At 66.6% G+C, this 17,992-nt stretch carries 12 protein-coding genes; 4 read left to right on the top strand and 8 right to left on the bottom strand.

Annotated features, from left to right (window positions below; all coding sequences use genetic code 11):
- Nucleotides 1-698 precede the first annotated feature (698 nt).
- Complete coding sequence (locus ACU6XJ_RS20330) at nucleotides 699-2,843, bottom strand: ATP-binding protein (RefSeq protein WP_476314141.1); 2,145 nt, start codon at nucleotides 2,841-2,843, stop codon at nucleotides 699-701.
- A 475-nt stretch (nucleotides 2,844-3,318) separates the two neighbouring features.
- Between ACU6XJ_RS20330 and ACU6XJ_RS20335 the strand changes: the two genes are divergently transcribed.
- Both ACU6XJ_RS20335 and ACU6XJ_RS20340 read left to right on the top strand, forming a co-directional pair.
- Nucleotides 3,319-5,442 (top strand): NACHT domain-containing protein, encoded by a 2,124-nt coding sequence (locus tag ACU6XJ_RS20335; protein WP_476314142.1) that lies wholly within the window; start codon nucleotides 3,319-3,321, stop codon nucleotides 5,440-5,442.
- 395 nt (nucleotides 5,443-5,837) lie between these two features.
- Nucleotides 5,838-6,458, top strand: a complete 621-nt coding sequence (locus ACU6XJ_RS20340; protein WP_476314143.1) for an FG-GAP repeat domain-containing protein — start codon at nucleotides 5,838-5,840, stop codon at nucleotides 6,456-6,458.
- A 148-nt stretch (nucleotides 6,459-6,606) separates the two neighbouring features.
- Here the strand turns inward: ACU6XJ_RS20340 and ACU6XJ_RS20345 are convergent, their stop codons facing one another.
- The 3 genes from ACU6XJ_RS20345 to ACU6XJ_RS20355 form a co-directional block, all read right to left on the bottom strand.
- Complete coding sequence (locus ACU6XJ_RS20345) at nucleotides 6,607-7,029, bottom strand: hypothetical protein (RefSeq protein ID WP_476314144.1); 423 nt, start codon at nucleotides 7,027-7,029, stop codon at nucleotides 6,607-6,609.
- Nucleotides 7,030-7,450: 421 nt separating this feature from the next.
- The gene (locus ACU6XJ_RS20350) at nucleotides 7,451-8,218 is read right to left on the bottom strand and encodes an esterase/lipase family protein (protein ID WP_476314146.1); all 768 of its coding nucleotides are present in this window, start codon (nucleotides 8,216-8,218) and stop codon (nucleotides 7,451-7,453) included.
- Between the two features lie 222 nt (nucleotides 8,219-8,440).
- Nucleotides 8,441-9,406, bottom strand: a complete 966-nt coding sequence (locus ACU6XJ_RS20355; RefSeq protein WP_476314148.1) for a 3-hydroxyacyl-CoA dehydrogenase family protein — start codon at nucleotides 9,404-9,406, stop codon at nucleotides 8,441-8,443.
- A 957-nt stretch (nucleotides 9,407-10,363) separates the two neighbouring features.
- On the opposite strand from ACU6XJ_RS20355, the gene ACU6XJ_RS20360 reads away from it, so the two are divergent.
- Nucleotides 10,364-12,085 carry a CocE/NonD family hydrolase gene (locus tag ACU6XJ_RS20360; RefSeq protein WP_476314150.1) on the top strand — a complete coding sequence of 574 codons (1,722 nt, stop codon included), beginning with the start codon at nucleotides 10,364-10,366 and terminating at the stop codon, nucleotides 12,083-12,085.
- Nucleotides 12,086-12,635: 550 nt separating this feature from the next.
- On the opposite strand, the gene ACU6XJ_RS20365 is transcribed toward ACU6XJ_RS20360, so the two are convergent.
- The 4 genes from ACU6XJ_RS20365 to ACU6XJ_RS20380 all read right to left on the bottom strand — a co-directional run bounded on the left by ACU6XJ_RS20365 (nucleotide 12,636) and on the right by ACU6XJ_RS20380 (nucleotide 17,092).
- Nucleotides 12,636-13,952, bottom strand: a complete 1,317-nt coding sequence (locus ACU6XJ_RS20365) for an aspartyl protease family protein (RefSeq protein WP_476314152.1) — start codon at nucleotides 13,950-13,952, stop codon at nucleotides 12,636-12,638.
- 505 nt (nucleotides 13,953-14,457) lie between these two features.
- Nucleotides 14,458-14,967 carry a GerMN domain-containing protein gene (locus ACU6XJ_RS20370; protein WP_476314154.1) on the bottom strand — a complete coding sequence of 170 codons (510 nt, stop codon included), beginning with the start codon at nucleotides 14,965-14,967 and terminating at the stop codon, nucleotides 14,458-14,460.
- Entirely contained in the window at nucleotides 14,964-16,406 is a 1,443-nt protein-coding gene (locus tag ACU6XJ_RS20375) for an ATP-binding protein (protein ID WP_476314156.1), read from the bottom strand. Before ACU6XJ_RS20375 ends, ACU6XJ_RS20370 begins: the two co-directional genes overlap by 4 nt.
- Nucleotides 16,403-17,092, bottom strand: coding sequence for a response regulator (locus tag ACU6XJ_RS20380; RefSeq protein WP_476314158.1), 690 nt, complete (start codon nucleotides 17,090-17,092; stop codon nucleotides 16,403-16,405). The genes ACU6XJ_RS20375 and ACU6XJ_RS20380 overlap by 4 nt, the downstream gene beginning before the upstream one ends.
- 298 nt (nucleotides 17,093-17,390) lie before the next feature.
- Between ACU6XJ_RS20380 and vanY-N the strand changes: the two genes are divergently transcribed.
- Nucleotides 17,391-17,984, top strand: a complete 594-nt coding sequence (gene vanY-N / locus ACU6XJ_RS20385; RefSeq protein ID WP_476314160.1) for a D,D-peptidase/D,D-carboxypeptidase VanY-N — start codon at nucleotides 17,391-17,393, stop codon at nucleotides 17,982-17,984.
- Nucleotides 17,985-17,992: the final 8 nt, after the last annotated feature.

Consider the following 17,992-nt stretch of genomic DNA (forward strand, 5'->3'; position numbering starts at 1 on the left):
ACCGCGCATGTGGCGTCAGGAGTTCATCCGCAAGTGGACTTGGCTGGCGAGCTGGCCGTTACAGTTCGGTGCTGCGTGTTCCGAGAGTGCAACGGTGTTCAGTCTGCCGGATCCGAGCACACATCGCTGGCCTTCGTTCCTGGCCAGCATGAGCGCGTCACCGCCACGGGAGACGCGGCTACGACCCGGTGGAACCTGAGCGTCGGGGCGTGACTGCCTTCCGCGCGTCGGACGGCGGGTGAGAGTTGAATGGCGCAGCTTTGTAGGCACCGAGTCGTTGTCGCCTTGGGCTAACCGGAACCGAGCAGTCATAGCTCCGTGGCTACCGCGCTGGTTGGATGTGCGGGGTGGTCTGGTTCTCCAGTGACGACGTGGTGGCACGTGCCGGTCATGACCGAAGCCGTCGAATCAGGCGCCAGCTTGCTGCAGTTCGCCCCGCGGTACACCTTCACGAACTGGAGCGGTCTCAAAGGGTTCTCCACTGGTTGACCTCAGACCCGATGAACCGGCACAACCTCACCCGCGCGGTTGGGTCCGATGAGTAGCGTGCGGTCATCGCCATGGGTGCGCACCGGCTAGGACAGGCGTCTGCGGCATGGGATGACGTTCAAGGGACGCCGTCATCACCGTCGTCGCCACCAGCGGTAGAGCACGCAACGGGCCTCCAAACCCTGTTCGCGCTCGACCATGAACCCAGGCTATCGCCGGTACCGATCGTCCGGAGGGAGTGCGTCGAGCCGGGTGCGGACTTCGGCGGCGTGCGGCGAGTTCAGGTCGGTGAAGATGTCGAGCGCCGACTGCCACGAGTCCCGGGCTTGGTGTGGACGACCCGCATGGTGCTGGGCTTCGCCGAGCTCCTGGAGGGTCTTGGCGGCCCGGTAGTGGTGGTCCATCTCGAAGTAGCGGGCTATCGACTGCTGGAAATGACCGATCGCCTCGTCGTGGCGGCGCAGGTCCCGGTAGACGCGGGCGAGCGTGCGCAGGACATAGGCCTCTTGCCAGGTACTGTGCAGCTCCCGGACGATGGCGAGCGCCCGCAGGATGGAGTCGAGTGCTTCCTCGTACCGCAGGCTGATTCGTAGGGCCTCGCCCATCATGCCCAGTGCCATGCCTTGGCCCAGTGGACTGTCGACCTCCCGATAGATGTCGAGCGCCCGGTGAAGATGTTCGACGGCTTCATCGAATCGTCCCAAGCCGCAGAGGACGTGACCCACACCCTGGGCCGCATAGCCCTCGCCGTAGCGGTAGTCGATCCGGCGTGCGATCGCCGCCGCCGCTTCGCCTCGGGCGTGTGCGGCCTCGAACTGCTCCAGATCCGCATAGGCCTCCTGGAGATCCATGAGAATCCAGAACTCACCGAGGTGATCGTTGCTCCGCCGGGCTGCGGCGAGGGCGGTCTGGTGGGTGGTGAAATGCTCGGCCCAGCGGGCACGGAGATACCGGTACACGGTCATGACGGTGGAAAGCTGCCAGACCACCTTGTCCCGTCCGAGGTCGAAGGCATAGCGGATGGCGACCACCAGGTTGGCGTTCTCCGCGTCGTACCACCGAAGCGCGTCGTCTCGACACGTGAAGGCAAGGGGCGCGCAATCGGGTCCGGGTGTGCCGATAGGCCTTCTGCTGGACAGCTCCTGGTTCAGCATTTGAAATGCCGCGTGTGCGGTGTGCAGATACCACTCGAGAACACGTGTGGTCGCGTCGAGGCGTTCCTGTGCGGTGCAATCGGTCGCGGCGCGCTCCACGGCATAGGAGCGCAACAGGTCGTGGAAAGCGAAGCGGTCCGGGCTTGCCTCCTCGATCAAATGCATGCCTGCCAGCGTGTCCAGTGATCGACGGACATCGCTGGTTCCGGTCAACGCGGCGGCGGCCGGGACGCTGATGTCGGGGCCGGGGTGCATACCCAGCAGCCGGAAAACCCTGGCCGCCTCGGGCGGCAGCGCGCGATACGACCAGGACAGCACGGTGCTCACGGCGGTGGTCTCGTCATCACCGGTGGCCAGCACGCCCAGTCGGTTCCGCTCGACGGAGAGTTCGGCGACCAGATCGGCGATGCACAGCCGAGGGTGGGCGGTCACGCGTTCGGCGGCGATCCGCACCGCAAGCGGCAGGTAGGCGCACCGTCGAGCCAGCTCCGCTGCCGCCTCGGGCTCGCCTTCGGCCCGGTCGCCCACGATTGCCACCAGCAGCGTGACGGCCTCGCTCGGGGACAGCAGATCGATGGTGATCCGGGTGGCGCCTTCCCGGGCCACCAGCCCGGACAGCCTGCTGCGGCTGGTCACCAGCACCAGACAGGTCGGCGACGCGGGCAGCAGGGGACGCACTTGTTCCGACGTGGAGGCGTTGTCCAGAACCACCAACACGCGTCGGCCGGACAGCAGCGACCGGTAGTAGCCCGAGATCGCGTCCAGTCCGTGCGGGATGCTCTCACCGGGCACACCCATGGCGCGCAGCAGACCGTCCAGCGCCTGCTCCGGCGCCGTCGGCGGACCGGAGTCGAAGCCTCGCAGGTTCACATACAACTGTCCGTCCGGGTACCGGTCTCGCACTCGGTGGGCCCAGTGCACGGCAAGGGAGGTCTTACCGATTCCCGCCTCGCCTGCGATCGCGGAGATCACCATCGGGGAATCCGTGTTCACCAGCGCGTCGAGGCGGCCCAGCTCGGCATCGCGGCCGGTGAAGTGCCTGATGTCGGCGGGCAGCAACGCGGGTGCCCTCAGTACAGGCCCAGGGAGCTGGCAGAGGTGGACGTCGCCGTGGATGTCGTGGGCCTGCACCACCTGGTCAGCGCCCACCGACAGTTCATTGTGGGTGCTGTTGGTGGGCCACGGCTTTCGCTGGGGCATCACGTCCCCCGTCACCAGCGGTCAATACGCGTAAGCCCAGCGTAGCGGGTTGGACCGAACAGCGGCCGCCACCCGGAGTCGTCCGCATGACGGCCAGGCCCGTGTTCAGCATTCAGGAGTCATCGGGATCGCCGTCCGCAATCACATCGTGATCGATGACATGGGATGCGCCCGCAGGGAGACGCCGCCGCGGCCGCACAGGGCAAGACCACGGCGGGCGAAACGCGGCCAGATGATCACAACACACCGTCATCCTAATGACTTCCAACGGCCCGTTGTGGATCAAAGAAGCCCCCGGCTCCGGGGCTGCTCGACGCCTTTGGCGACTCCATCCAAGGTCGATCGGACTCGGCATTCAGCGCCGGACGCGCTCGCATGCGCTCCTCGGCATGAGTGTGCACCTGGCCATGCGCGCAGCCCGACCAGATCTGAGGTGTTCAATCGTGACCTGACGTCTCCATAATGATCTGCCGTGATGCGGGTCCTTCGGGGTGTCGCGGTCTGGGGTGGACTCGCGGCCATTGTGATCAGCGTAACCGGCGTGCTGGCCACGCTGCGCGGGGAGAACGGTCTGCAGACCGCCGCGAATGTCGCGCAACTGGTGACGCTGGTGTTCGGACTGCCCGCGTTGATCAGCCTGCTGTGGCGGTGGCGTAAGGTCCCGCAACCGGTGGTCCGGGACTTGGCTGCGGTGAAGGCCGGGCTGGTCGAGGTGATCACTCGGCAGTGGCAGGCGGAAGCGCACGTGCGGTTGTTGGACAACCCGGATCCCATGCCGGTGAGGTGGCGGGTGGCCGGTCAGGAGACCGTCATGGACCACCCGGAGAATATCTCCGGCGCGGGGCCGGTGACGTTTGCCGCAATCAGTGATGACATCACGGACCTGGTCCGGCAGTTCCGAGCGTTGCGGCGACCCAGGCTGGTGGTGCTGGGTGAGATGGGGACGGGCAAGACCACCCTGGCCGTCCAGGTGGTCCGCGAGCTCCTGGCCACTCGCGCGGCCGGGGACCCGGTCCCCGTGGTGCTGTCGGTCGCGGGGTGGGACGCGAGTGTGCACCCCACCTTGCACGAGTGGCTGCGGGAACGGCTGCTCCGGGACTACCCGGCGTTACTGGATTTCGCCGCCGCCGCTGGGCTGGTGGAGCAGGCCGGGATCCTGCCGGTGCTGGATGGATTCGACGAGTTGCCGCCCGGCGGCAGACAGGAAGCGCTCAAGGCACTCCGGGTGTCGCTGACAGGCGAGGACCAGTTGATCCTCACCAGCCGCCCCACTGAGTTCACCGAGCTAGGACAGGTGATTCCGTCTGCGCTGGTCATCGAGCCGGAGCCGCTGTCCCCGGACGCGGTCGTGGGATACCTCAGGCGATGCCTTCCACCGCAGCCCGGTCCACAATGGACCTCGGTACTGGAGGCCTTGCCCGGCAACCCGGCGCTGACGGAGACGGCGTCCACGGCACTGGGTCTGTGGCTGATCAGAACCGTGTACGTGACCGGCGAGGCGGATCCGGCCCCGCTGCTGGATTTCCAGACCCCGGAGGACCTTCGAGGGCACCTGTTCACCCGTCTCATTCCGGCTCTCATCGCGAGTCGCCCGACGAGCACGAAGCGCGGTGACCTGTTCCGGCCCCGGCGGCGGCATGACCCGCAACGGATGCGGGAACGGCTGGGTCACCTGGCGCGGATGCTGAACCGGCACGACGAAGTAGACTTCGCCTGGTGGCGACTGGCCGGGCAGGCCGAAGCCGTGGAGGCCGGACTGATGGTCACGTTGACGCTTGCGATGGGTGGCCTGCTCACGGTCATCGGTCTCCTCGTGATGTCCGGCTGGTGGGCGGTCCCGATCGGTGTGGTCGGCGGCGTCCTGACCGGCTTCTCGCTGTGGCTCACTGCGGCCGGGTGGAGCGCGGACACGCCCGCGTACGCCGATCTGCGACTGTCCGGGATGTCGCGGGACTTTCTCGGCGAGTGGTGGTACCGCTTACTGTGGGCCTTCGACGACCGAGGGGAGGACTTGGGCAAGGCTCTCGGGGGTGTGGCCGCTGTTGTCGTGGTACTGCTGAGCGTGGAGACATCCGAAGGACGGTCCGCCGGTTCCGCAGTGTTCGCGCCGTTGGCCCTGGTCATCGCCGTGTCACTGGGCGGCCTCCTGGTAGCTTTCACCGCCTACGTGCTGATCGAGTTCATCTCGTGTCCGACAGCCGACGAGCAGCCCAGCGGACCGCGGGAGGTGCTTCGGGCCGATCGGCGACTGACGCTGGTGCGCGTCGGCGTATTCGGCGGCACGGCCTTCGTGATTGGGACGCTGGTTCCGCTCGTCGTCGGCAACGTGGTCCTCGGTTCATGGCCATCACCGGGCTGGTTCGTGGTGGTCGGGCTGGGAATCGGGGTGGCGGCCGGATATGTTGCCCTGGTGCGCGGAGAGCACCACGCGTGGTTGGTGTACGCGGTCGCCACTGCCGTGGAGGCGGCGCGGGGGAATCTGCCCTTGCGGTTGCTGTCGTTCCTGGATGACGCACATCGGCTGGGGCTGTTACGCGCGGTGGGACCGGTCTACCAGTTCCGCCATCTGGAGCTGCAACGACGTCTTGCGAGCGAATGACCGCCGCTCACGGAGGTGTTGCCGGCCGACCGATAGCGGGTACTGGGCCCCGACCACCCCCTGACCACCCGGAGCGATCTCGCCCGCTGGATGAGCAGGGCGGCCAGACCGCCCCGGCATCATCCCCAAGTTGTCTCAGGCACCTGCGTCGACCAGCGCTGCGGATCAACACCATTGCTGTGGACCTTCCGCTCATCGGCATGAGCGCGCACTCAGCCGGATACGATCAGCGGTGCGCAGGCTCTTCATTGATCACGAATTCGCGTGTGTCCAGCGTCACAGTGGGCAAACTTGTGTGCGTAGTCGGCGTCTTCTGATTGACGCGAATCGCGTTGAGAAATACGGCGCTGCAAAGGGGTGTTGGTGGTGCCCACATTCCACAGGGGGATCGGATTATGAGGGCAATTGTTTCTTTGCTCGGCCTCGTCGCGGCGGCTGTCGCGTTCGCGGCGCCTGCGAACGCGGCGGCCAACGAGAGTGTCGCGCGGGCCGACCTCAATGGTGACGGCCGACTGGACAAGGTTGTCGTCAAGCCCGTGACGGACAACCAGAATGAGCAACTCCTGGTCGCCACCGTTCGGGGGATCCGGCTCACCGCGCGCGTGCCGCTGAACTCACATGTCGGCATCCAGCCGTTGCGCGTGGTAGATGTCAACGGGGACGGCCGGGACGAGGTCGTCGTGACTGAATCTGTCGGCGCCAACACCCTCGGGTTCAGTGTGTGGGGCCTGTTCGGCGGCCTGCGTCCCGTGGTCTCGACCGACCAGACGCCGTTGAGGCTGTGGGAAGGCGGCGGTATCAGCGCGATCAGCGAGTACGGTTGCCAACCCGCGAGTAGCGGTCGTGAGCTGGTCACCGTGAGCGCTCAGCTGAAGGACTGGGAGAACCTGGTCTACGCAGGTGACCGCGTCACCTACTCCGTGCGCGACGGCGTCGCCACCGAGACCTCGCGCACGCCCGTGACCGGTGGGCGTGATGACGCGGCGTTGCAGGCGGATCCGCAGACCTGCGCGTGACCGGACGCGGGAAACCGTCTCTTCGGAGGCGGCCGCAGCAGACCACGCTCCCGGGCACAGGAACAACGCCGTGTCCCAGGATTTCCGTGATGAGCGCACGGCGACAGCCGTATGTCGCCGTGCGCTCATCGTGGGATCGTTCGCGTGCTCAGCCCTGGCGGGCGAGAACCTCGCCAGGCTGCAGGTTGTCCTGGATCGAGGTGATGGTGGCGACCTTCACCGGCTTCTCGAAGGCCAACGCCGTGATGGCGGCGCCCTGGAACCACACTGGCGAGCTGATCTGTTCGTTACCGTCCTCGTCCACGGCGATCAGGAGGAAGCCGCCGACCTTGGCCGCGCTGGGATCATTGGCGCAGCCTCCGAACACCAGGTTGTCCTGAACCAGCGTCTGGCACACCTGCTCGCCTTGTGCATGACGCTGCGATGCCTTTGAGTTGAGCTCGGCGATCAGCTCCTGTGCGCTGCCTACGGGATTCTCCTGGGCCGTCGCCGCAGTGGAGCCGAGCAGTATTCCCGACGCCAGGGCGATACCCGCGCCGAGCGACATGACGCGCCTCAGTGACCTGCGCATGTTGTTCCCTCCGAGAATTCGGTGCTTTCATTCAGGAATTGAATTCCGCCCGATAATTTGAAGGCGGATGAGAAGAAGATTAATGAGGATGTTCGAGAAAGCGAATGTGCGAAGCTACAGTTTTCATCGTTTGCAGGTGTACGCCGCGACATGCCTGTAGGTTGATAGCGCTTCTTTGGACACTGCGCTTCTCGTTGAAATTTCAGATAATTCAGTTTTGCCTTATGTTTACGACGTCAATGGCGTGGAGGGAAACCGTTGAGCGCGGTGCTTCCGCGATTCGTGATCCGGTACGGGAGACCGTGTGATTGAGGGTTGCTAAAGGAGTAACCAACGGACAGGCCGGATCACCTCTGGCGGAGCCACAGGTGATCCGGCCGCTGAACCGTGCGCTGGCAGGGGAAGGCGCGGGGTCCAGGTGTCAGCCGTTGACGATGATGGTCTTGATCTGGTTAAAGACGCCCTCGTCGAACGGGAACATGAAGTGGTTGATGCAGGTGGGCGGCTGGAGATTGGTGGCTCCGGCCAGCTCGGCCGAAACGCTGGGATCGACGTTGGTGTCGCAGGTGGAGCGCAGCGTCGTGTAGCGCACGGCGGGTGAACCGGGCACCTCGGTGCCGGAGTTCAGTTCGGCCAGCCACGGGGAGCCGATGGCGAACTGCTTGCATGCCTGCCACTGGTTCTGGCACCAGTCCGCGGCGGTGGTGGTGCCGTGGTGCGGGCCCGCCATCAAGAAGTACATCGACACCTTGCCCTGCGCGCCGGGCACGTACTTCAGGTAGGAACGCGCCGCCAAAGTCGAGGCCGACCAGGTCACCAACACCACCTTCTTGGCGCTGGTCTGGGACAGCACGCTGTCGACCTTCTGGCCCAGGTCCTGGCCCGCCTTGGTGAGGTCGCCGCTCATCTTGGTGCTGTCGGTCCAGGTGACCACCTTGTTCGCACTCCAGCCAGCGCTGATGAACTTCTGCTTCATCAACTCCATGTAGCCGGTGTCTCCCGTCATGCCCGGGACGATGATGATCGGATCGTGCTCCACCGCCGCCTGCGGAGCCGCCTCAGCGGCCAGCCCCACCCGCGCCTGGGCCGATACCCCGCCCAATGACAGCGCGGCCACCACCACGGCCAGCACCGCGAGCAGAGCCGCGCGGGGGCCGCGAATAACGGTGAGAGCTTGACTTCTGGACATGGAAGAGCCTCCTGGAACAGGGAATGATGCAGGGATGGACAGGTGATCGGGATCACGCTGTTTCGCAAAGGCTACGAAAATGAAAACGTCCGCACCACGTCCCAGCACACACTCTTGGTGGCCTGCGGTATGTGCCGCGCTACACGGTAGTTCCGATGTCATGAGCAGGCCCTCGAATTGGCGACTACCAGCAGGAGAAGGCGGCGGCGGTTCTCTTGGCCGTCAAATCGTCAAATAAACACAGCGAGAACGGCTGCGGCGTTTGAGAAGCCCATCCTGCCAAAAGGCCGCAAAATTGGCGGCAATGGTGACAACGCAGAGCTCCGCGTGGTGCCCGTGGGTGCCGCTTTGGGAGGGGGTGGGTGAGCCGCTGCGCGACAGGCTCACCCACCCCCAGCTTTCAGGGCGCGGTCGGCTGCGCGGGGTCTGTTGCCGCGGATGCCGTTGATGAGACGCCGCGCCACGTCCACTCCCCGGTCCGGCGGCCACTCGAGCAGTCCTCGGCCGAAGCCGCGTGAGGTCGCGGCCGATGTAGTCGGCGTTCTCCATGGGCCCGACCGACGCCAGACGCAACCTGTAGCTCGACCGCACGACGGTGTCGATGGTCTCGGCGTCGCAGACCCCTTCTGCCAGCAGGTGCAGGGCCTCGCGGACCAGCCCGAACTGAAGTCGGTCGCCGATGGAGCCGGGAACGTCGCGGTCCAGGCGAACGGCGACTTTGCCCAACGCGCGGATCAGGGCTTCCGCCTGGGATGGAGGCACTGGGGTGGTCTGCGCGCCGGGTGCGATCTCCACCAGCGGGATGACGTGAGGCGGGTTCCACCAGTGGACGCCGAAGAGACGTTCAGGGTGGCCGCATCCGATGTCGGTGGGGGAGAGCACCGAGGTGTTCGACCACACCGGGGTCTCCGCGGAGACGATGTCTCCCACCGACATCATCACCTCGTGCTTGATCGTCAACCGTTCTGGCACCGCCTCGATGACGATGTCGGCGGGCCGCAGCGCGTCGTCCAGGTCCGTTGCGGGCTGGGTGCGGCTGCGTGCCCTCACCTTGTCGATGCGGATGTCGAGACTGCGCAACATCGCCGGGTCCGGATCGTGGATGTGGACTTGGTGTCCGCCCTGCGCGACCGCGACCGCGATTCCGTGTCCCATGAGCCCGGCTCCGATGATGCCGTATTGCTCCATGGCTGGTCCTTCTCTGGCGATCGAACGGAAACGGCGCTCGATTGTGGTTCGTCACGCCGTGCTCGACGATAGGAACGGCCGATCATCTGAATCAACGTGGAATTCTCCACAAGGCCCCCGGTCTGTGTGGAGCGAGAAACACTTCGGGCAAAAGTGTGCCTATCTCCATTGTGCTTCGCGGGAGCGGTCTGGAAGATTCGGTTCCAGCTGTTGCCGAGGGGTCGGGAGAGGGTTGTGGCCTTGTCCCGACAGTTGTGGCCGTGGTTGCCGCGGTGTTGCCATTGTCGGTCGTCAGGGGCGGAGAGGGCGAGTCGACCGCGGAGCCTGGTGCTGTGATCCCCGCTGGGGTCTCGGTGCAGCCGGCGGCTCCGGCAGGTCGACGATCTGCCGGAGCCGCCGAACTCTTGTTTTGGGGAGTGCGCTGTTCCACTTGGCTTGCAGGGCGAGCAGGGGCAGCGCGAAGAATCCGTCCGGCGATTGCCAGCCCGGCTCGAGCATGCCGATGCGATCCAGGCGCCGGCTGAGGTAGTGACGCGGCGCGTGGATGTCGGCCTACACCCGATCGACGGCCAGGTCTCCAGCAGAGGCGGCGAATCGCCTTCTTGGCGTCTGTCCATGAGCCGGACAGCGGCGCTGTCCGCACAATTAAGATTGAATAATGTGAACACGGCATCTCGCTGTGTTTCGAGTACACAATTCGAGTCAACGAGTTGTGGCGGACGGTCCCTGGCTTTCCTTTTCGGCCGTTCGTAGCCTTGTCTGAGAGACGATCGATTTTTCCTGCTGGATCGTCTTCGGTGTCCCCTGCATACCGATTGGACGATGATGTTCCAACGTCAAAACTGTTTATTGCTGCGCCCTGCGCGTGGCCGCAAACCTGTTGTCGCTTTTGTCCTCACTGGGCTGTTGGCAGCGACCGGCACCTCCCTCGCAGCACCTGCTACCGGGCCTGTCGGAGTGGTCGAGGAGACCAAGCCGATCTACTCGTACGCGGAGGCCATCCGGGAGGATGTGTACGTCGAAGCGCCGATGGACAGCGACGCGGACGGCCGCAACGACCGCATAGCCGTGAGCGTGATGCGCCCCAAAGAAACCAACTCCGGGTTGAAGGCCCCGATCGTGATGGAGCCCAGCCCGTACTACGGCCTATCCCGGTCTGCCGCGGGCGCGCCGCGCGGCTTCCGCGGCTGGTACGACGAGTTCTTCGTGCCCCGCGGCTACGCCGTCGTGGAGGTCGAGATGCAGGGCACCAGTCGCTCCGAGGGCTGCCCGACCACCGGCGGCAAAGAGGACACCACCTCCGTCAAGGCGGCCGTGGACTGGTTGAACGGACGGGCCAAAGCCACACACGCCAACGGTTCCGAGGCGGTGGCGGGCTGGAGCACCGGCGCGGTCGGGATGATCGGGGTCTCCTATAACGGCACGCTGCCCAACGCGGTGGCCGCAGGCGGCGTCGACGGGGTGAAGACGATCGTGCCCATCGCGGCGATCTCCAACTGGTACGACTATGCGCGGGACACCGGCATCGCCTACCAGGCAGGCTGGGGCAGGCGCTACCCCGAGTCCCTCGCCAAGTACGTGGCCAGCTCCGCCGCGAAGACCAAATGCTCCCGGCAGCTCACCGCGCTGGGGGACAACGCCGCGGACGGCACGGCGGACGTGACGCCGTTCTGGACCGAACGCGACTACCGGCCCAGCGTCGGCAAGGTGAAGGCGTCCGTGCTGCTCGTGCACGGGCAGGAGGACTGGAACGTCAAACCGTCCCAGTTCGCCCGCTGGTGGGACCAGCTTCAGGCCCAAGGCGTCACCCGCAAGCTCTGGCTGCACCGCGGCGGGCACGAGGACCCTATCCGCGTCCGTAAGGACGAGTGGCAGCGGGTCCTGCACAAGTGGATGGACCACTTCCTGTTCGGGATGAACACAGACATCCTCAACGAACCGATCGCCGACGTCCAGCGCCCGACCGGCGAGTGGGAGACCCACCGCAGCTGGCCGGACGCGGCGGCGAAGGACACCCGGCTGCATTTCGGTCCGGCCACCGGCGGCGTCGCCGGGACGTTGGGCGCCCAGCAGGGCGCCGGAACCCAGCCATTCGCCGACAACCGCACCCAAACCGAGACGACCGCGATCGCCGACTACACCGCGGCGCGCCCGAACCGGCTGGTCTATGTCACCTCACCACTGGCCCAGGCCACCCGGCTTTCCGGCACCGCGAAGCTCAACGTCGCGGTGAGCGCCGACACCACCAGCGCGCCGTTGACCGCGTTGCTCGTGGACTACGGCCCCGGCACGAAGATCACGGTGCCGGACCGCTCACCGATCCAGCTGATGACCCAGTCCTGTGACCTGGCGGACCTGCAACGGCGCACGGGCTGCGCCGAACCGCAGACCGAGATCCGGGAGGCTGTCACCGCGAAGGTCATCACCAGAGGGTCGATCGACCTGAAGAACCACGCATCACTCACCGAAGGCACCCCGCTCACCCCGGGCCAGACCTACAACGCTCGGTGGGAACTGCACGGCAAGGACCACGTGTTCCCACCGGGCCATCGGATCGGCGTGGTACTGGTGGCGAACCTGAGCAGCTACATCACCGCGGACACCGCCGCGCGCAACCTGACGGTGTCGCTGGCAGGCAGCAGCATCGACCTGCCGATCGTGGGCAGCGTCCAGTTCTGACCAGAGCCGGGGTCCGCGTCCCAGACGCGGGCCCCGGCCAGAAGCGCCTCACCGCTGCATCTCTCCCCGACCGACTGCGGTCGACGGGAGACGCATGACGTTGGCGGCATGCCCGGCCGGGTCCGCTCGCTCCGACTGCTCCGACAGCCCTACGGCTGACGCTGTCCGGCTCGTTCTGATGTGGCGGCCTGTTCCCGGCTTACGGGCGACCTCGACGGAGGACAACCAGGGTCCGAAGACCTCGCGAAGTTGACAGTTCGGCAAGCCCGGAAATTCGTCGAGCCTTCGGCCAAACCACCGTGGCCGAGTTCTTCGACGTTGGTCAAGCTCGATCTGTGCCATGGAAACGGCGGAAGGAGACGGGCGGCTGCTCGATGCGCTGAAGGATCCGAACCAAGATTGGAGCGCGGTTACGCTCCACACAGGACGGAACCGAACCCGATTGGACTTCCTCCAACGACATCGGGGTTGGGCAACCCCGGGAACAGCCGTTTCGCGTCGCTGTGGGTGGACCACACGCTCGAGTGACTGGAGTGCAGCTTCGCGGTGATCAGCTGGCCTTGCCGCGGGCGATGTAGAGGTTCATATCGGTGAAGTCGAGGGTGATGTTGTAGGGCTTCCAGAAGCAGTGCGCGAACCAGCCCATCGTGTCGAACCCTGGCCCGAAGGGCAACGGCACGTTGACCGGTCGGTTTGGGTTCGTGTAGCAGTAGGCCTCCTTGGCGACGGCGTCGCCGAGGCGGACCTCCTTCGGATAGCAGGGGTAGACGACGGCCGGGTGGCTGTTGCCGAATGTCCCGATCTGGCGGTCGTAGTCGGTGCGGATCCCCAACTGCTCGGCCGTTTCTCCGAACATGCCCGCGACGATCTCGCCGCTTCCGCCGAAGTTCACGCCCACCACCCGCGCGTCGGAGCCTGCGAAGCTGCCCCTGCTGTGCAGGTACTGCTCACGGGCCAGCCAGAGCGGCAGGGGACTGGCGCCCGCCCGAATGGCGTCGGCGCGTGCCTTCCTGGCCGTCTCGGGGGTCGGGCGGCGCAAGATCAACGACCGGCCGGCATAGTCAAAGGTGGTCTGCAAGTGGTAGAGGACCCACGTGCCGATCAGGCCGTCGTTGCCGGTGCCGACATCATCGCCCGACTCCGTCGACGACCAGCCCACGGGGATGTTGCGCAGTTCGATGCCGCCCAGTGTGAAGGACTCCAATATCCCGTAGTACGACCATATTACGCCGCCCTCGTAGTCGATCTGCTGACTGACGATGGGCCTCAGCCCGGCTTCCTTGGCTACGGTCGAGGTCAAGCCCAGATTCGGGGCGCCGGTGTAGAAACTGAAACGCTTCGGCGGCCCGCCGTTGACCGAGGCCTCCACCAGCGGCATCGGGTCCACCTGCCGGAATGGCAGCCGCGCGATGTCGCCGTGAATCTGGTACGGCTTGCCGCGGACTGCCCCGAACCATGTGGCATAGGCTTCTTCGCCTGCCGCTCGCCAGCGCGGTACGGAGAGGGAAAATTTGTCCTGCCGGATGTAGCAGTCGCCCAGTAGGTAATTGGTCTCCTTATCGTCGGGCGCCAGCTCAAGGGCCATCGTGAGATACTTTTCAGCGTCGGTAAACCTATTGGCCAGTAGCCCGACATAGCCGCGCCTGCGGGCCGCGTGCACGTTCGTGTGGTCTGTTTTCAGGATCTTCTCGTAGGCGCGGCCTGCCTCCTCGAACTTTCCGACCTTGAACAGCGTGTCCGCGTCACTGCCTGCGTCGGTCTGTGCCGTGGCCACTCCGCCCAGCAGCGGCGCGGTCGCGGCGGTACCGACCAACACGGCGGCGCCCCGCAAAAGCGAACGCCGATCCCATTCTCCGTCATGAGCCATGACCTCTCCATTTCGTGATCAACTTCGCGTCACTTTGTGTCCAATGGGGCGGGCACGGCAGCTTTGGCCGCCTCACCTCGCCTTGCTCGATGAGAGCGACGCCGAAATCGCCTGGGCACCAAGATCGGTGGCCTTACGCCCTTGATGGCTGGCCCCGTCCGGCATGAACCGGGCGACCGGTACGGGCAAACTCGCCTTACGGTCAACTACATCCATTGTCGACCGGCCGTGTCCCCGCCTCATGCGCGCCGTGTCATCGTTGTGTCACGGTCGCGCCGTCGACGATCGGTGACATGCGGCGGACAAAGCGCATACGGATCTCCACAACCGAAACCCGAGTCGTCCGGCCGTTTCTCTGATCAGCGCGCAGCAACGGATCGCCGCAGTGGGTCACTACGCGGTTTGTGCGTGCTCGACCGAACGTAACGGCGATGCCGAGCGGGATTGGTGCTCCTCTGCGACGAACGCAGGCCAGGGTTCAGATCCGAGCACGCGTGGTTCCGCCTCAGCCGGTGAGCGGGCAGATCTGGGGCCCTCGGGTGCCTGCCTCGCTGGCGAGGGTGATTGACGCGGTGGTGGACAGCGCGTCGCGGACGGTGCAGACGATCTGGTCGACAGCCTTGGCGGACAGGGTCGTGACGTCGGCCGACACCACGACATCGACTGTGCCGGACGCGTTGGTGGTGACGCTGACCGGGCCGAGCCCGATGGGGACCTCGTTCGTCAGATTCGCGGCCCATTCCTCGCGGGTGGGTCCGCTTTGGAGCAACGCCAGTGTCTGGACCGGGAAAAGGGGCTGGCGCGTCGGGCGAATCACCGGCGTGAGCGAGGAGTTGGCGAGGAAGTAGAGCACCGCTCCCTCGGCCTCTCCGGGGGGCGCCATCTCGCCGGGGCGGGCGTGGGCCGGTCCGGTGGGCGCGGGCCCGCCAGTGATCACTCCGCTCGGCCGCACCCCGCAGCCTGCGGTGAGCAGGGCGATCAGCACGACCCAGGCGAGCAGGCGTCGTCTCGTCATCCGGTGTCTCCGGGTTCGCTGTCGGGCCGCGGCAGGTGGACGGTGAACACCGCTCCGCGGTCGGGACGGTTCGCGGCGGTCAGGCGCCCGCCGTGCAGCCGGGCGTTCTCCCTGGCGATGGCCAGGCCGAGACCGCTTCCCTCGGAGCGGGCTCTGGCGGTGTCGGCCTTGTAGAACCGGTTGAACACGTACGGCAGCACGTCGGGAGCGAGCCCCGGCCCGCTGTCGCTGACCTCGATGTCCAACCGGTCCGGGTGGACTTGCGTCCGCACGGACACCGGGGGCTCGCCGTGCCGGAGCGCGTTGCTGACCAGGTTCGCGACGATCACGTCCAGCCTGCGGGGGTCGAGGCGGGCCACGACGCCGAGGGGCAGGTCGGTCTGCACGCGGTCGGACCAGCCGCGAGCGCGCAGGGTCGCCTGGATCGCCTTGGCCACGTCGACGTCGTCGAGCGCGAGCGTCGCGGTGCCAGCGTCGAACCGGCTGACCTCGATGAGGTCGTTGACCAGCCGGGTGAGCTTGTGGGTCTCCTCGCTGACCAGGCGGGCGGCCTTGCCCGCGTCACCTGGCAGGCGCTGCGCCTCGTCGTCGAGGACGTCGGTGACCGCGGTCATCGCGGCCAGCGGAGTGCGAAGCTCATGGGACACGTCGGCCACGAAACGCCGCGCCTCGGACTCCATCCGGCGCAGTTCGCCGACGTGGCTTTCCAGCGTTTCCGCGGTGTCGTTGAACGCACGCGCGACGTCGGCCAGCTCGTCCGTGCCCCGGACCCGTGCGCGGGCGGTCAGGTCTCCCTCGCCCAGCCGGTTGGTGGCCCGGCGCAGCTCGCGCACCGGCCCGAGCACACCGCCACTGGCCAGCAGGGCCAGCAGCACGGCGAGCACCAGCGCCACCCCGCCGGTGAGCCACGCCCGGGTGGCGAGCTGGCTGATGCTCTGCTGTTCGGGTTCCAGGCTGCGCATGGAGTAGATCTCCAGCTCCGACGGCGGCGTGGTCCCGTCTGGCTGGGTGAGTCGCACCTGGGTGCCGATGACCAGCACCGGGGTTCCGTCCATCGATACCCGTTGCCACACAACGCGTCCGCTGCGTACCGCGTGCCGCAGTTCGCGCGGCGGCGGGTCCTGGGCCGGGTGGCTCTTCGACTGGCGGTCCCGATAGACGGCGACCGCGGTGTCCTCATTGTTGGACAACCGGTCGGCGATCTCGTCAAGCTTGACTTGGCTGGGTGGCATGGCGCCGATTGGGAACAGGGTCTGGATCCGCTCGGTCAACGTCAGCACCGCGGTGTCCTGCGTCTTCTGCAGGATGACGTCACGCGCATGGACGTAGTCGACGCCTGCGACGAGCATGGCTGTGCTCACCCCGAGCAGCGCGAAGGCCACCAGCAGGCGGGTGCGCAGGCTTCTGGCTCCGCCAAGGAACCGGGTCGCCGCGTTCACAGTGGTCCGAACCGATAACCGAAGCCCCGTACGGTCTGGATGTACACCGGCGCCGCGGAATCGTCCTCGATCTTCGCGCGCAGCCGCTGCACGCAGGCGTCCACCAGCCGGGAGTCGCCGAGGTAGTCGTGCTCCCACACCAGTTCGAGCAGTTGCTGCCTGCTCAGCACGCGGCCCGGTGTCGCCGACAGCTCCAGCAGCAGGCGCAGCTCGGTCGGAGCGAGACCGACCGGCTCGCCGTGTTTGCCGACCACCAGCGCGGCCCGGTCGATGGTGAGGGCACCATGTCGCTCCACTGGCGGCGGCCCGACGTTGGCCTGGCCACCGCCGCTGCGCCGCAGCACCGCCCGGATACGCGCCTCGAGCACCCTCGGCTGCACCGGCTTGACCACATAGTCGTCGGCGCCCGCCTCCAGCCCGGCGACCACGTCCATGTCATCGTTGCGGGCGGTCAGCATGATGATCGGCAGGTTGCCGCCTGCCCGAATCCGGCGGCAGATCTCGAACCCGTCCATCCCCGGCAACATGAGATCCAGCACCACGACGTCGGGCAACGTGGCGCGCAACAACTCCAGTCCCCGCTCGCCGGTCTCGGCGGCGTCGACGGCATGTCCCTGCCGGGTCAACGCCAGCTCAAGACCGGTACGCACCGCGCGGTCATCCTCGATCAGCAGCACTCGGGACATGGGCCGCTGTCCGCCTCTCCGGAATTAACTGCTGTTGGTACGTTCCAGCTAGCGGTGCGGTTGTGGGGTTGATTGTGGCTGGCCACCGTCACGGTCCCCTGAGCTTACGCTGGTCGGTGGGACGTACCGTCATCGGTTTCATTGTCGGCGGGGGGTGTCCCGGCGATGTCCGCGGCCCGTTCTGGTTCTGTCACAAAACCACCGCCCCGGCGGTTCGTGGCGGACCATGTCCCGGCTGTTGCCTTCTCATGACACAACGCGGATCAGGTGCGCGCATTCGCCGCCGACAGTGGACGTCATGACGGAAACCGAGTCCCGCTCCGTGCGGCTGCGTGCCCTCGTCACCAAAGTGATCGCCCGCTGTCTGCTGCCCCTTGCCGCGCTTCGCGCACCCGGTCGTGCCCGCTGGCTTGCCTGCCAGTGGGCGCTGGGCATCCGGTTCCCGGCAGAAGATCTCGAGGGGCTGTCCGCTGCCGCGCATGCCGCGTTCACCACCGCCCGCGCCGAGGCGTTCTGGCGGCACGGTCAACTGATCGGCCTCACCTCCGGCCACCGGGACGCCGCCGTGCAGCATCGGCTGTTCACCGCGGAGGTCCGCCGCACCGGCTCGATAGCGGCGGCACGCCGCCGGGTGCTCCCGCCAGAGGAATCCGCCCACGTCGCGGGCATCGCCATCGACGTGCGGCCTGCCGACGGCGCACGCTGGCTCGAACGGCACGGCCACCGCTTCCACCTCTACCGCCGCTACGACAATGAGTGGTGGCACTTCGAGTACCGGCCCGAGTACGACGGTCAGCCGCCCCGACGCCTCCCGCACCCCGGTGCGTCTGCCCTTCCGGCGGAGCGCGAGCCGACCGGCGTTCCCATCTCCGGCAGCCTGCCGACGCGGTAGCGCAACGG

Source organism: Actinorectispora metalli (assembly GCF_056323685.1).

What these genes read in the sequence shown, in the direction of transcription:
- ACU6XJ_RS20330 (WP_476314141.1), bottom strand. Translation starts at nt 2,843, where the DNA reads ATGCCCCAGCGAAAGCCGTGGCCCACCAACAGCACCCACAATGAACTG.
- ACU6XJ_RS20335 (WP_476314142.1), top strand. Translation starts at nt 3,319, where the DNA reads ATGCGGGTCCTTCGGGGTGTCGCGGTCTGGGGTGGACTCGCGGCCATT.
- ACU6XJ_RS20340 (WP_476314143.1), top strand. Translation starts at nt 5,838, where the DNA reads ATGAGGGCAATTGTTTCTTTGCTCGGCCTCGTCGCGGCGGCTGTCGCG.
- ACU6XJ_RS20345 (WP_476314144.1), bottom strand. Translation starts at nt 7,029, where the DNA reads ATGCGCAGGTCACTGAGGCGCGTCATGTCGCTCGGCGCGGGTATCGCC.
- ACU6XJ_RS20350 (WP_476314146.1), bottom strand. Translation starts at nt 8,218, where the DNA reads ATGTCCAGAAGTCAAGCTCTCACCGTTATTCGCGGCCCCCGCGCGGCT.
- ACU6XJ_RS20355 (WP_476314148.1), bottom strand. Translation starts at nt 9,406, where the DNA reads ATGGAGCAATACGGCATCATCGGAGCCGGGCTCATGGGACACGGAATC.
- ACU6XJ_RS20365 (WP_476314152.1), bottom strand. Translation starts at nt 13,952, where the DNA reads ATGGCTCATGACGGAGAATGGGATCGGCGTTCGCTTTTGCGGGGCGCC.
- ACU6XJ_RS20370 (WP_476314154.1), bottom strand. Translation starts at nt 14,967, where the DNA reads ATGACGAGACGACGCCTGCTCGCCTGGGTCGTGCTGATCGCCCTGCTC.
- ACU6XJ_RS20380 (WP_476314158.1), bottom strand. Translation starts at nt 17,092, where the DNA reads ATGTCCCGAGTGCTGCTGATCGAGGATGACCGCGCGGTGCGTACCGGT.
- vanY-N (WP_476314160.1), top strand. Translation starts at nt 17,391, where the DNA reads ATGACGGAAACCGAGTCCCGCTCCGTGCGGCTGCGTGCCCTCGTCACC.